We start from the raw sequence: 12,613 nt of genomic DNA on the forward strand, positions 1-12,613 counted from the left end.
CAGATGTGGAAGCCCGGTAACGGGTGGAGCTGACTGGTACTAATAGGCCGAGGGCTTGTCCTCAGTTGCTCGCGTCCACTGTGTTAGTTCTGAAGTAACGAACTCGCCTTGTCGGCTGGAGTTCCAACTTCATAGTGTTTCGGTGGTCATAGCGTTAGGGAAACGCCCGGTTACATTCCGAACCCGGAAGCTAAGCCTTTCAGCGCCGATGGTACTGCAGGGGGGACCCTGTGGGAGAGTAGGACGCCGCCGAACAACCCGCCCTTTTAGCTCAGTCGGTAGAGCGTCTCCATGGTAAGGAGAAGGTCAACGGTTCGATTCCGTTAAAGGGCTCCGAAGTGAAAAGGCCCCCGCCTCATGGCGGGGGCCTTTTTTGCGTTTTTGCGGTGAGGAGAGCGGGGCCGCGATGGAGGCCGGCCCGGGCTGCTGCCCGGGCCGGGGAGCGGATCCGGTTACGCGCCCTCGCGCGGGTGGGGGACGCGGAAGGCCAGGATGGCCATGTCGTCAGAGGCGGGCTCTGCCGCGAAGCGTTCCACCGCGCGCAGGACGCGGGCGGCGACCGCGCCGGCCGTGAGGCCCGTACAGGTGGTCAGGACGTCGGCCAGGCCGTCGTCGCCCAGCATCCGCGCGCCCTCCCGGCGTTCCGTGACGCCGTCCGTGACACAGAGCAGGACGTCGCCCGGGTCCAGGGACAGGGTCTGTTCGTAGAGGTCCAGGTCGTCGATCACGCCCAGCAGCGGCTGCGGTTCCGCCGCCGCGGTGACCTCGCCGTCCGGGCGCAGGCGCAGCGGCAGCGGGTGGCCCGCGCAGACCACCTTCATCAGGGCGCCGCCGTCCGGCTGCGGGTGCAGTTCCCCGTAGAGGAGGGTCAGGAAGCGGCTGCGGGCGCCCTCGTCGAGGATGGCCGCGTTCAGCCGCTCCAGGACGGCCGGGCCGCCCAGGCCCTCGCGGGCCAGCAGGCGCAGGGCGTGCCGGGCCAGGCCGGTGACGGCGGCCGCCTCCGGGCCCGTGCCGCAGACGTCGCCGATGGCGAAGCCGTACGCGCCGTCGCGGATCGGGAAGACGTCGTAGAAGTCGCCGCCCACCTCGTTGCCCTCGCCGGCCGCGCGGTAGATGACCTCGACCTCCATCCCGGGGATCGCGGGGGAGCCCGGGGGCAGCAGGCTGCGCTGGAGGGAGCGGCTGATCGCCGTGCGCTCCGAGTACAGGCGGGCGTTGTCCAGGGCCAGGGCCGCCCGGCGCGACAGGTCGTCGGCCAGTTCGAGGATCTCCTGGCGGAAGTGCTCCTCCCTGGGCTTGCCCAGGGTCAGCATGCCGATCACCCGGTTGCGGGCCAGGAGCGGCAGGACGACCGTCTCGCCGCCCACCGCGGCGGCCGTCGCCGGCCAGGGGCGGGCCCCGGCCTCGCGGACGGGCTCCGGCGGGTGGACCCGCGACAGCAGTTCCTTGAGGTCGTCGATGCGTTCCTCGTCCTCGTGCAGCACGTAGGCGAGGTAGGGGTCGGAGGTCTGGTCGGCGATCGTGTAGACGGCGCACCAGGTGGCCAGGGTCGGGACCGTCATCTGGGCCATCAGGGCCAGGGTCTGGTCCCGGTCGAGGGTGCCGGCCAGCAGGTCGGAGGCCTCGACGAGGAAGGACAGGGAGCCGCGGCGCAGCCGTTCCAGCTCGCCCAGGCGGGCGGACTCCACGGCGAGGGCGATGCGGTCCGCGGCGAACTGGAGGCGCAGCGCCTCCTCGTTCGTGTAGCGGCCCGGGCCCTCGGCGGCCACGCCCAGCGAGCCGGTCAGCCGGCCCTCCACCTTCAGGGGGACGGTGACCACCGAGCGCATGCCGGTGGACTCCAGGAGCGGTACGGCCCCGGGGACGGCGGAGAGGTCGTCGTGGACGGCGGGCAGCCGGGCGGAGCCGTAGCGGCTGGTGCCGGCCTCGACGGGGACGCGGGCGAAGCGCTGCCGGGTGGAGGGCAGGCCCGTGGTGGCGCGGACCTCCAGTTCGGTCTCGTCGTCGGTGGCCAGCAGCAGGAAGGCGGCGTCGGCGTCGAGCATGTCGCGGGCCCGCTCGACGGTGCGCTGGAGCAGGCCGTCCAGGTCGTCGGGGGCGGGGGAGCCGATGAACACCTCGAAGGGGTCCGCGGGGCGGGGCTCGGAGAGCTGGCCGTCGGAGGGCGCGGCCCGGACCGGGGTCTGGAGGAGGGCGCGCTCGTCGTCGTGGACGAGGAGGCAGACGATGGAAGGCTCCCCGTGGGCGTCGCGGACGCGCAGGTGGGAGGCGTAGACGGGGATGACGCGGCCGTCGGCGCCGCGGATGCCGTAGCTGCCCTCCCAGCGGGACAGGCGCAGGGCCTCGGCGATGCCGGTGCCGGTGCCGGGGGTCTGCGGCCAGGCGGCGAGCTCGGCGAGCGGGCGGCCGAGGACCTTCTCGGCGGCGTACCCGAAGACGTGCTCGGCGTCCTCGTTCCAGGCGGAGACGGTGTCGGCGGCGTCGACCTGGACGACCGCGACGCGCACCCGGCTGTCGGCCAGGGGCAGGAACTGGTCCGGGACGACGGGGCCCGCCGAGCGGGTACCGACCGGACGGTCCGGGAGGTCGAGGCGGAACCAGACGTGCTTGTGCGTGGCGGTGTACTCCACGCCCCAGCGGGTGGCCAGGGCGGCGCAGAGCATCAGGCCGCGGCCGCTCTCGCGGTCCGGGTCGGCGTAGGGGCGCTCGTCGGGGTGGCGCAGGGGGAGCTCGCGCTCGGGGTACCGGTCGGCGATCTCGACGCGTACGCCGTCCTCGGCGCGCAGGCACAGGACCTCGGCCTGGGTTCCGGCGTGGACCACGGCGTTGGTGACGAGCTCGCTGGTCAGGACCACCGCGTCGTCGACGATGTCCGCGAAGCCCCAGCCCTGGAGGGTGTCGCGGACGAACGCGCGGGCAGCGGCTACCGACCGCCCTTGCGGGGTGAAACTGGCAGCCGCCCGTGCCGTGATCACAAGTCTCCTTCGACGCGGTGGGACATCGGATGCCAGGTTACTTACCTTCTCGGTCGCCGTGAGACGGTCATACGGGATTCCACCCGCGGGGTGTGGACCGTGTGCGAAGGTGCCGAAGTGTTATGGCCGGGTTCGGCCGGGGTGAAACACTGGGCAGGCTTGGAGAGCCGGCTCTTGGACAGCCGGGGATCCGGTGGAACAGTGGTCGACCCTTTCGGGAGGGACACGGTGGAGTCTGGCGCAGCGGTGCGGCGTACGGGAACGCGCCCCAAGGGGGGCAGGGCCCGGCGCAACGGGACGACGGAGGTCGATACCGCCGCACTGAACAGGCTGCTCACGGCCCTGGTGTCGATGCGGGACGGAAACTTCCGCAAGCGGCTGACGGTGTCCGGCGAGGGCGTGATGGCGGAGATCGCCGCCGTCTACAACGAGGTCGCCGACCGGAACCTGCACCTGACCGGGGAGCTGTCGCGGGTCCGGCGCATGGTGGGCCGCGAGGGCAAGCTGAGCGAGCGGCTGGAGACCGGGGCCTGCGAGGGGTCCTGGGCGGCGGCGATCGACGCCTCGAACCAGCTGGTGGACGATCTGGCCCGGCCGGTGTCCGAGGTGGGGCGGGTGCTGTCGGCGGTGGCCGAGGGCGACCTGGACCAGCGGATGGACCTGCGGGCGCAGGCCGCCGACGGGGCGGGGCATCCGCTGCGCGGGGAGTTCCTCAAGGTCGGGCGGACGGTCAACAACCTGGTCGACCAGCTGTCGGCGTTCACCGACGAGGTGACGCGGGTGGCGCTGGAGGTCGGTACCGAGGGGAAGCTGGGCGGTCAGGCCCAGGTGCGCGGAATGTCGGGTTCGTGGAAGGACCTGACCGATTCCGTCAACACCATGGCCTACCGGCTCACCGCTCAGGTGCGTGACATCGCTCTCGTCACGACGGCGGTGGCCAAGGGCGACCTGTCGCGCAAGGTCACGGTGCACGTGGCCGGCGAGATGCTGCAGCTGAAGAACACCGTGAACACCATGGTGGACCAGCTGTCCTCGTTCTCCTCGGAGGTGACCCGCGTCGCCCGCGAGGTGGGGACCGAGGGCGAGCTGGGCGGTCAGGCGAAGGTGCCCGGGGTCGCGGGCGTCTGGAAGGACCTGACCGACTCCGTCAACACGATGGCGGGGAACCTGACGGCGCAGGTGCGGGGGATCGCGCAGGTCACGACGGCGGTGGCCAACGGCGACCTGTCGCAGAAGGTGCGGGTCAGCGCGCGCGGCGAGGTGGCGCAGCTAGCCGAAACGATCAATCAGATGACGGAGACCCTGCGGACCTTCGCGGACGAGGTCACGCGCGTGGCCAGCGAGGTCGGGGCCAAGGGAACGCTCGGCGGCCAGGCGCAGGTGCCGGGGGCGGCGGGGACCTGGAAGGACCTCACCGACTCGGTGAACACGGTCTTCCGCAATCTGACCACGCAGGTGCGGGACATCGCGCAGGTGACGACCGCCGTGGCCAACGGCGACCTGTCGCAGAAGGTCACGGTCGACGTGGCCGGGGAGATGCTGGAGCTGAAGAACACCGTCAACACGATGGTGGACCAGCTCCAGTCCTTCGGTTCGGAAGTGACGCGGGTGGCCCGTGAGGTCGGCGTGGAGGGTGAGCTGGGCGGTCAGGCCCAGGTGCCCGGGGCCGCCGGCACGTGGAAGGACCTCACCGACTCGGTGAACACCGCATTCCGCAATCTCACCGGCCAGGTCCGCAACATCGCGCAGGTGACGACGGCGGTGGCCAACGGCGACCTGTCGCAGAAGGTCACCGTGGACGTGTCCGGCGAGATGCTCCAGCTGAAGAACACCGTGAACACGATGGTGGACCAGCTGTCCTCCTTCGCCGACCAGGTCACGCGGATGGCGCGGGACGTGGGCACGGAGGGCCGCCTGGGCGGCCAGGCCCGGGTCGAGGGGGTGTCCGGGACCTGGAAGGAGCTGACCGACTCCGTCAACTTCATGGCCGGGAACCTGACCTCCCAGGTGCGCCAGATCGCCCAGGTGACGACGGCGGTGGCCAAGGGCGACCTCTCGCAGAAGATCGACGTGGACGCGCGCGGGGAGATCCTGGAGCTGAAGAACACCATCAACACGATGGTCGACCAGCTCTCGTCCTTCGCGGAGCAGGTCACCCGGGTGGCCCGGGACGTGGGTACGGAGGGCAGGCTCGGCGGTCAGGCGCAGGTGCCCGGTGTGGCCGGCGTGTGGCGTGACCTGACGGACTCGGTGAACGGCATGGCCGGGAACCTGACCTCGCAGGTCCGCAACATCGCCCAGGTGGCGACGGCGGTGGCGCGCGGTGACCTGTCGCAGAAGATCGACGTGGACGCGCGCGGGGAGATCCTGGAGCTGAAGAACACCATCAACACGATGGTCGACCAGCTCTCCAACTTCGCGGAGCAGGTGACCCGGGTGGCCCGTGAGGTGGGCACCGAGGGCATCCTGGGCGGCCAGGCGGAGGTCAAGGGGGTCTCCGGCACCTGGAAGGACCTCACCCAGTCCGTCAACTTCATGGCGAACAACCTGACCTCCCAGGTCCGCAACATCGCCGAGGTGACCACGGCGGTCGCCATGGGCGACCTGTCCAAGAAGATCACCGTCGACGCCAAGGGCGAGATCCTCGAACTGGTCACCACGGTGAACACGATGGTCGACCAGCTGTCCTCCTTCGCCGAGCAGGTGACGCGGGTGGCCCGCGAGGTGGGCACCGAGGGCATCCTCGGCGGCCAGGCCCGGGTGCGCGGGGTGACCGGCATCTGGAAGGACCTGTCGGACAACGTCAACACGATGGCCGGGAACCTGACGGCGCAGGTGCGCGGGATCGCCCAGGTCTCGGCGGCCGTCGCCAACGGCGACCTGACGAAGAAGGTCACCGTGGAGGCGCGCGGCGAGGTCGCGCAGCTCGCCGACACGGTGAACACGATGGTCAAGACCCTGTCCTCGTTCGCGGACGAGGTCACGCGCGTGGCCCGCGAGGTGGGCACGGAGGGCCGGCTCGGCGGCCAGGCGCACGTCCCCGGGGTCTCGGGCACGTGGAAGGACCTCACCGACTCGGTGAACTTCATGGCCTCCAACCTCACCGGCCAGGTGCGCCAGATCGCCATGGTCACGACCGCCATCGCCAAGGGCGACATGACCAAGAAGATCGACATCGACGCGCGCGGGGAGATCCTGGAGCTCAAGACGACCATCAACACGATGGTCGACCAGCTGTCCTCCTTCGCCGACCAGGTGACCCGCGTGGCCCGTGAGGTGGGTACCGAGGGGATCCTGGGCGGCCAGGCCCGGGTGCGCGACGTGGACGGCACCTGGCGGGACCTGACCGAGTCCGTGAACGAGATGGCCGGCAACCTCACCCGGCAGGTGCGGGCCATCGCGGCCGTGGCCACCGCGGTGACCCGCGGGGACCTGAGCCTGAAGGTCGACGTGGACGCGTCGGGCGAGATCCAGGCCCTCCAGGACAACATCAACACGATGATCGCGAACCTGCGCGACACCACCCTGGCCAACAAGGAGCAGGACTGGCTCAAGGGCAACCTCGCCCGGATCTCCGCCCTGATGCAGGGCCGCCGCGACCTGGACGACGTGGCCAAGCTGATCATGAGCGAGCTGACCCCGGTGGTCGCCGCGCAGCACGGCGCGTTCTTCCTCGCGGTGCCGACCGGCGGCAGCCCCGAGATCGGGACGGACGGCGGCGCGGAGGGCTCGTACGAGCTGCGGATGCGCGGGAGCTACGCCTATGCGGGCGGGCAGATGCCGATCTCCTTCCGGCCGGGGGAGGGGCTGATCGGGATGGTCGCCGAGGAGAAGCGGACGATCCTGGTGGAGAACACCCCGCCGGGCTACCTGAAGATCTCCTCGGGGCTGGGCGAGGCGCCGCCGGCGCACGTGATCGTGCTCCCGGTGCTGTTCGAGGGGAAGGTCCTCGGGGTCATCGAGCTGGCCGGCTTCCAGCCGTTCACGCAGATCCAGAAGGACTTCCTCAGCCAGATCGCCGAGATGATCGGCACGAGCGTCAACACCATCTCCGTGAACTCCAAGACGGAGATGCTGCTCAAGCAGTCCCAGGAGATGACCGAGCAGCTGCGCGAGCGCTCCGACGAGCTGGAGAACCGGCAGAAGGCCCTCCAGGCGGCGAACGCGGAGCTGGAGGAGAAGGCGGAGCTGCTGGCCCGGCAGAACCGGGACATCGAGGTGAAGAACACCGAGATCGAGGAGGCCCGGCAGGTCCTGGAGGAGCGCGCCGAGCAGCTCGCGGTCTCGATGCGCTACAAGAGCGAGTTCCTCGCGAACATGTCGCACGAGCTGCGCACCCCGCTGAACTCGCTGCTGATCCTGGCGAAGCTGCTGGCGGACAACGCGGACGAGAACCTCTCGCCGAAGCAGGTGGAGTTCGCGGAGACCATCCACGGGGCGGGCTCGGACCTGCTCCAGCTGATCAACGACATCCTGGACCTGTCGAAGGTCGAGGCGGGGAAGATGGACGTCTCGCCGACGCGGATCGCGCTGGTCCAGCTGGTGGACTACGTGGAGGCCACCTTCCGGCCGCTGACCGCGGAGAAGGGCCTGGACTTCTCGGTGCGGGTCTCCCCGGAGCTGCCCGCGACCCTGCACACCGACGAGCAGCGGCTGCTCCAGGTGCTGCGCAACCTGCTGTCGAACGCGGTGAAGTTCACCGACAACGGGGCGGTGGAGCTGGTGATCCGGCCCGCCGGGGCGGACGTGCCGACGGCCATCCGCGAGCAGCTGCTGGAGGCCGGCTCGCTGCGTGACGCGGACGCGGACCTGATCGCGTTCTCGGTGACCGACACCGGTATCGGGATCGCGGCGAGCAAGATGCTGGTGATCTTCGAGGCGTTCAAGCAGGCGGACGGGACGACGAGCCGCAAGTACGGCGGTACGGGGCTGGGGCTGTCCATCAGCCGGGAGATCGCCCGGCTGCTGGGCGGGGAGATCCACGCGGCCAGTGAGCCCGGCCGCGGGTCGACCTTCACCCTGTACCTGCCGCTGCACCCGAGCGAGCTGCCCCCGCAGGGGTACGCGGCGCCCGCGCCGGGCGGGGCGCGCGGCGAGTACCGCAGGGCGGTGGAGGAGGCGCTGCCGGTGCCGCCGCCGGCGCCGGTGGCCGCGTTGCCGGCGGGCCCGAAGAACGCGGTCCCGGTGCGGCAGGCGCTGCCGGTGGCGGAGCCGGCCGCGCAGGGTTCCTCGGCGCTGTTCCGGCGGCGCCGCAAGCCGGCGGCCGGTCCGCTGCCGCGCACCGAGGTGCCGGGGCAGCCGGACGGGGTGGCGTGGGAGGAGCAGGAGGCGGCCCCCGCGGCGCCGCGCACCTACGACTTCCACGGCGAGCGGGTGCTCATCGTGGACGACGACGTGCGCAACGTCTTCGCGCTGACGAGCGTGCTGGAACAGCACGGGCTGGCGGTGCTCTACGCCGAGAACGGCAGGGAGGGCATCGAGGTGCTGGAGCAGCACGACGACGTGGCGGTCGTGCTGATGGACATCATGATGCCGGAGATGGACGGGTACGCGACGACCTCGGCGATCCGGCGGATGCCGCAGTTCGAGGGGCTGCCGATCATCGCGCTGACGGCGAAGGCGATGAAGGGGGACCGGGAGAAGGCCATCGACTCCGGGGCCTCCGACTACGTCACCAAGCCGGTCGAACCCGACTACCTGCTGTCGGTCATGGAGCAGCACATGCGCGGGGAATGACCGGGGACCGGGGCGTGACGGGAGGGCGCGGGGGAACCTTCGGCCCTCCCGACGCGTTCCCGCTCTGTGCACAGTGACATCTTGGTGACAGGGTGTGGCGATCTCGGGAGTGGGGCTACGATGACCGGCACAAGGACGGACGGCGTGAAGGTGTCGTCCTCTGGGGCGGGCCCCGGTACACAGGCCGGCGCCCGGAGCCGGGGAGGCCCCATGCCGGGGCGAGGAGGACAGGGCATGGTGCAGAAGGCCAAGATCCTCCTGGTCGACGACAGGCCGGAGAATCTGCTGGCGCTGGAGGCCATCCTCTCCGCGCTCGATCAGACACTGGTCCGGGCGTCGTCGGGGGAGGAAGCGCTCAAAGCGCTGCTGACGGACGATTTCGCGGTCATCCTGCTGGATGTCCAGATGCCGGGTATGGACGGTTTCGAAACCGCCGCGCACATCAAGCGGCGCGAACGGACCCGGGACATCCCGATCATCTTCCTCACCGCGATCAACCACGGTCCGCACCACACCTTCCGCGGCTACGCGGCGGGCGCGGTGGACTACATCTCGAAACCGTTCGACCCCTGGGTGCTGCGCGCCAAGGTGTCGGTCTTCGTCGAGCTCTACACCAAGAACTGCCAGCTGCGGGAGCAGGCCGCCCTGCTCCGCCTCCAGCTGGAGGGCGGCGGTTCCAACGGCGACGGCAGCAAGGAGGCGGCCGGGCTGCTGGCCGAGCTCTCCGCGCGGCTCGCGGCGGTCGAGGAGCAGGCGGAGGCGCTGACCAAGCAGCTCGGCGAGGACTCCGCCGACGCGGCCGTGGTGGCGACGGCCGCCCATCTGGAGCGCAAGCTGACCGGGCTGCGCCGGGCGCTGGACGCGCTGGAGCCGGGGACCGGCGGAACCGCGCCGGTCCTGCCCGCACAGGGCTGACGGGCCGTGCGCGGAGCCCGGCCGGCGGGCCGTCAGGTCTGCCGGTGTGTCAAGAGGCGTACGGACGGGGCGACACGAACGGGTGAAGGGGTGGGCACGCGTGTCCACCGGGGCGCGCACCGGTAACCTCGGGCGCATGGCCTCAAGTACGTCCGGCAAGGGTTCCCCGAGCACCGCGGGCGCCGCGAAGGGCCGCTCCGGCCGTACGACGGCGCCGGCCAAGAAGACGGCCCCGGCGCGCAAGCCTCCCGCGAAGAAGGCCGCGGCGGCCCGGCGCGCCCCGGTGAAGAAGACCGCCGCGAAGGCGGCGCCGTCCCCGACGGGGGGCGTGGTGTGGCTGGTCCGCAGCTGCTGGCTGGGGCTCGCCCACCTCGTCGGCAAGGCCTTCCGGGGCATCGGCCGGGGCGCGAAGAACCTCGACCCCGCGCACCGCAAGGACGGCGTGGCGCTGCTGCTGCTCGCACTCGCGCTGATCGTCGCCGCCGGGACCTGGTCCAACCTGAGCGGGCCCGTCGGGGACCTGGTCACGATGCTGGTCACCGGGGCCTTCGGGCGCCTGGACCTGCTCGTGCCGGTCCTGCTCGGCGTCATGGCAGTACGTTTCATCCGCCACCCCGACCAGACCGACGCGAACGGGCGCATCGGCATCGGCCTGTCCGCCCTGGTCATCGGCGTCCTCGGACTGGTGCACATCGCCTGCGGGGCCCCCGGCCGCGACGAGGGCACCACCGCCATGCAGAACGCGGGCGGACTGATCGGCTGGGCCGCCTCCAAGCCGCTGATCTTCACCATGGGCGCGCCGCTGGCCGTGCCGATGCTGGTGCTGCTCACCGTCTTCGGCCTGCTGGTGGTCACGGCGACCCCGGTCAACGCGATCCCGCAGCGGCTGCGGCGGCTGGGGATCCGGCTGGGGATCATCGCCCCGAACTCTTACGACGAGGGGTACGGGGAGGCCGGCGGCGGCCGTCCCGACCGGCACGACGCCGAGCAGTGGCGGGCCCGTGCCGAGGGCGCGGGCGGGCCGGGCGCTCCCGGCGACGCCGCCGAGGAGGCGGCCCTGGCCAAGCGGCGCCGGCCCCGGCGGGCCGCCGCGCGGCCGGGGGAGCGGGAGATGGACGCCGTCGACGTGGCGGCCGCGGCCGCCGCCGCGCTGGACGGGGTGGTCTACGGGGGGCTGCCCCCGAACCCGCTGGTGGCCGACCTGACCCAGGGGATCACCCCGCAGCGGGACGGGGTGGAGATCACCGCTCCGGTGCCGCCCGCCCGCGAGGAGCGCCCCTCCGCGCCCGCCGCCGCCCCGGCGGAGCCGGATCCGGCCGACGCGCCGCACGAGCGCACCGCCGCGGCCTCGGGCACCCTGTCGGTCCCGGACCTGACCAAGGCCCCGCCCCAGACGCAGGCGCTGCCGCCCCGCGCCGAGCAGCTCCAGCTGCGCGGGGACATCACGTACGCGCTGCCCTCGCTGGACCTGTTGGAGAAGGGCGGCCCCGGCAAGACCCGCAGCGCGGCCAACGACTCGGTGGTGGCGGCGCTGACCAACGTGTTCACCGAGTTCAAGGTGGACGCGCAGGTCACCGGCTTCACCCGGGGTCCGACGGTCACCCGTTACGAGGTGACGCTCGGCGCCGCGGTGAAGGTCGAGCGGATCACGGCGCTGGCCAAGAACATCGCCTACGCCGTGGCCTCGCCGGACGTGCGGATCATCAGCCCGATCCCGGGCAAGTCGGCGGTCGGCATCGAGATCCCGAACACCGACCGGGAGATGGTCAACCTGGGCGACGTCCTGCGGCTGGCGGACGCCGCCGAGGACGACCACCCGATGCTGGTCGCGCTGGGCAAGGACGTCGAGGGCGGCTACGTCATGGCCAACCTCGCGAAGATGCCGCACGTGCTGGTCGCGGGCGCCACCGGGTCCGGCAAGTCCTCCTGCATCAACTGCCTGATCACCTCGATCATGGTCCGGGCCACCCCGGAGGACGTCCGGATGGTCCTGGTCGACCCCAAGCGGGTCGAGCTGACCGCCTACGAGGGCATCCCGCACCTGATCACGCCGATCATCACCAACCCCAAGCGGGCCGCCGAGGCCCTCCAGTGGGTGGTGCGCGAGATGGACCTGCGCTACGACGACCTGGCCGCCTTCGGGTACCGGCACATCGACGACTTCAACCAGGCGATCCGCGACGGCAAGATCAAACTGCCGCCCGGCAGCGAGCGGGAGCTGAGCCCCTACCCGTACCTGCTGGTGATCGTCGACGAGCTGGCGGACCTCATGATGGTGGCCCCGCGCGACGTCGAGGACTCCATCGTCCGCATCACCCAGCTGGCCCGCGCGGCCGGCATCCACCTGGTGCTCGCCACCCAGCGGCCCTCGGTGGACGTGGTGACCGGACTGATCAAGGCGAACGTGCCCTCGCGGCTGGCCTTCGCCACCTCCTCGCTCGCCGACAGCCGGGTCATCCTGGACCAGCCCGGTGCCGAGAAGCTGATCGGCAAGGGTGACGGACTGTTCCTGCCGATGGGCGCGAACAAGCCGGTCCGCCTCCAGGGCGCCTTCGTCACCGAGGACGAGATCCACGGGATCGTCCAGCACTGCAAGGACCAGATGGCCCCCGTCTTCCGGGACGACGTCACGGTCGGCCAGAAGCAGAAGAAGGAGATCGACGAGGAGATCGGCGACGACCTGGACCTGCTGTGCCAGGCGGCGGAGCTGGTGGTCTCGACCCAGTTCGGCTCCACCTCGATGCTCCAGCGCAAGCTGCGCGTGGGCTTCGCCAAGGCGGGGCGGCTGATGGACCTGATGGAGTCCCGGGGCGTCGTGGGCCCCAGCGAGGGCTCCAAGGCCCGCGACGTCCTGGTCAAACCCGACGAACTGGACGGGGTGCTGGCCGTCATCCGGGGCGAGGCGCCGTAGAACGGGGATCCGCCCGGCTCACCCGGCCGGAGGGGGATCGGCGGGCAACCGTTTCCCTTGGGTCTGCGTCAAGTTG

The 12,613-nt window shown here is 71.3% G+C and carries 4 protein-coding genes, 1 tRNA gene and 1 rRNA gene; 5 read left to right on the forward strand and 1 reads right to left on the reverse strand.

Translation table 11 applies throughout. The features are described 5' to 3' along the window. Positions 1–138 precede the first annotated feature (138 nt). Positions 139–255: ribosomal RNA gene (rrf, locus tag ACFY0O_RS17345) — 5S ribosomal RNA — on the forward strand. Positions 256–260: 5 nt separating this feature from the next. Further along, positions 261–333 (forward strand) — tRNA-Thr (locus ACFY0O_RS17350). A gap of 119 nt (positions 334–452) precedes the next feature. Here ACFY0O_RS17350 and ACFY0O_RS17355 read toward each other — a convergent pair. Then, positions 453–3,011 (reverse strand): SpoIIE family protein phosphatase, encoded by a 2,559-nt coding sequence (locus tag ACFY0O_RS17355; protein WP_388947774.1) that lies wholly within the window; start codon positions 3,009–3,011, stop codon positions 453–455. Between the two features lie 192 nt (positions 3,012–3,203). On the opposite strand from ACFY0O_RS17355, the gene ACFY0O_RS17360 reads away from it, so the two are divergent. The 3 genes from ACFY0O_RS17360 (at position 3,204) to ACFY0O_RS17370 (ending at position 12,537) form a co-directional block, all read left to right on the forward strand. After that, complete coding sequence (locus tag ACFY0O_RS17360) at positions 3,204–8,711, forward strand: HAMP domain-containing protein (RefSeq protein WP_388947540.1); 5,508 nt, start codon at positions 3,204–3,206, stop codon at positions 8,709–8,711. A 234-nt stretch (positions 8,712–8,945) separates the two neighbouring features. Continuing rightward, positions 8,946–9,626: a response regulator gene (locus ACFY0O_RS17365; protein ID WP_358899339.1), complete on the forward strand. Its 681-nt coding sequence runs from the start codon at positions 8,946–8,948 to the stop codon at positions 9,624–9,626. A 136-nt stretch (positions 9,627–9,762) separates the two neighbouring features. After that, positions 9,763–12,537: a DNA translocase FtsK gene (locus tag ACFY0O_RS17370; RefSeq protein WP_388947541.1), complete on the forward strand. Its 2,775-nt coding sequence runs from the start codon at positions 9,763–9,765 to the stop codon at positions 12,535–12,537. Positions 12,538–12,613: the final 76 nt, after the last annotated feature.

It is taken from the genome of Streptomyces sp. NPDC001594 (genome assembly GCF_042893675.1).
Lineage (GTDB): Bacteria > Actinomycetota > Actinomycetes > Streptomycetales > Streptomycetaceae > Streptomyces.

Bases quoted from the DNA above. Each gene is read 5' to 3' on its own strand.
- ACFY0O_RS17365 (WP_358899339.1), top strand. From the start codon at position 8,946: ATGGTGCAGAAGGCCAAGATCCTCCTGGTCGACGACAGGCCGGAGAAT.
- ACFY0O_RS17370 (WP_388947541.1), top strand. From the start codon at position 9,763: ATGGCCTCAAGTACGTCCGGCAAGGGTTCCCCGAGCACCGCGGGCGCC.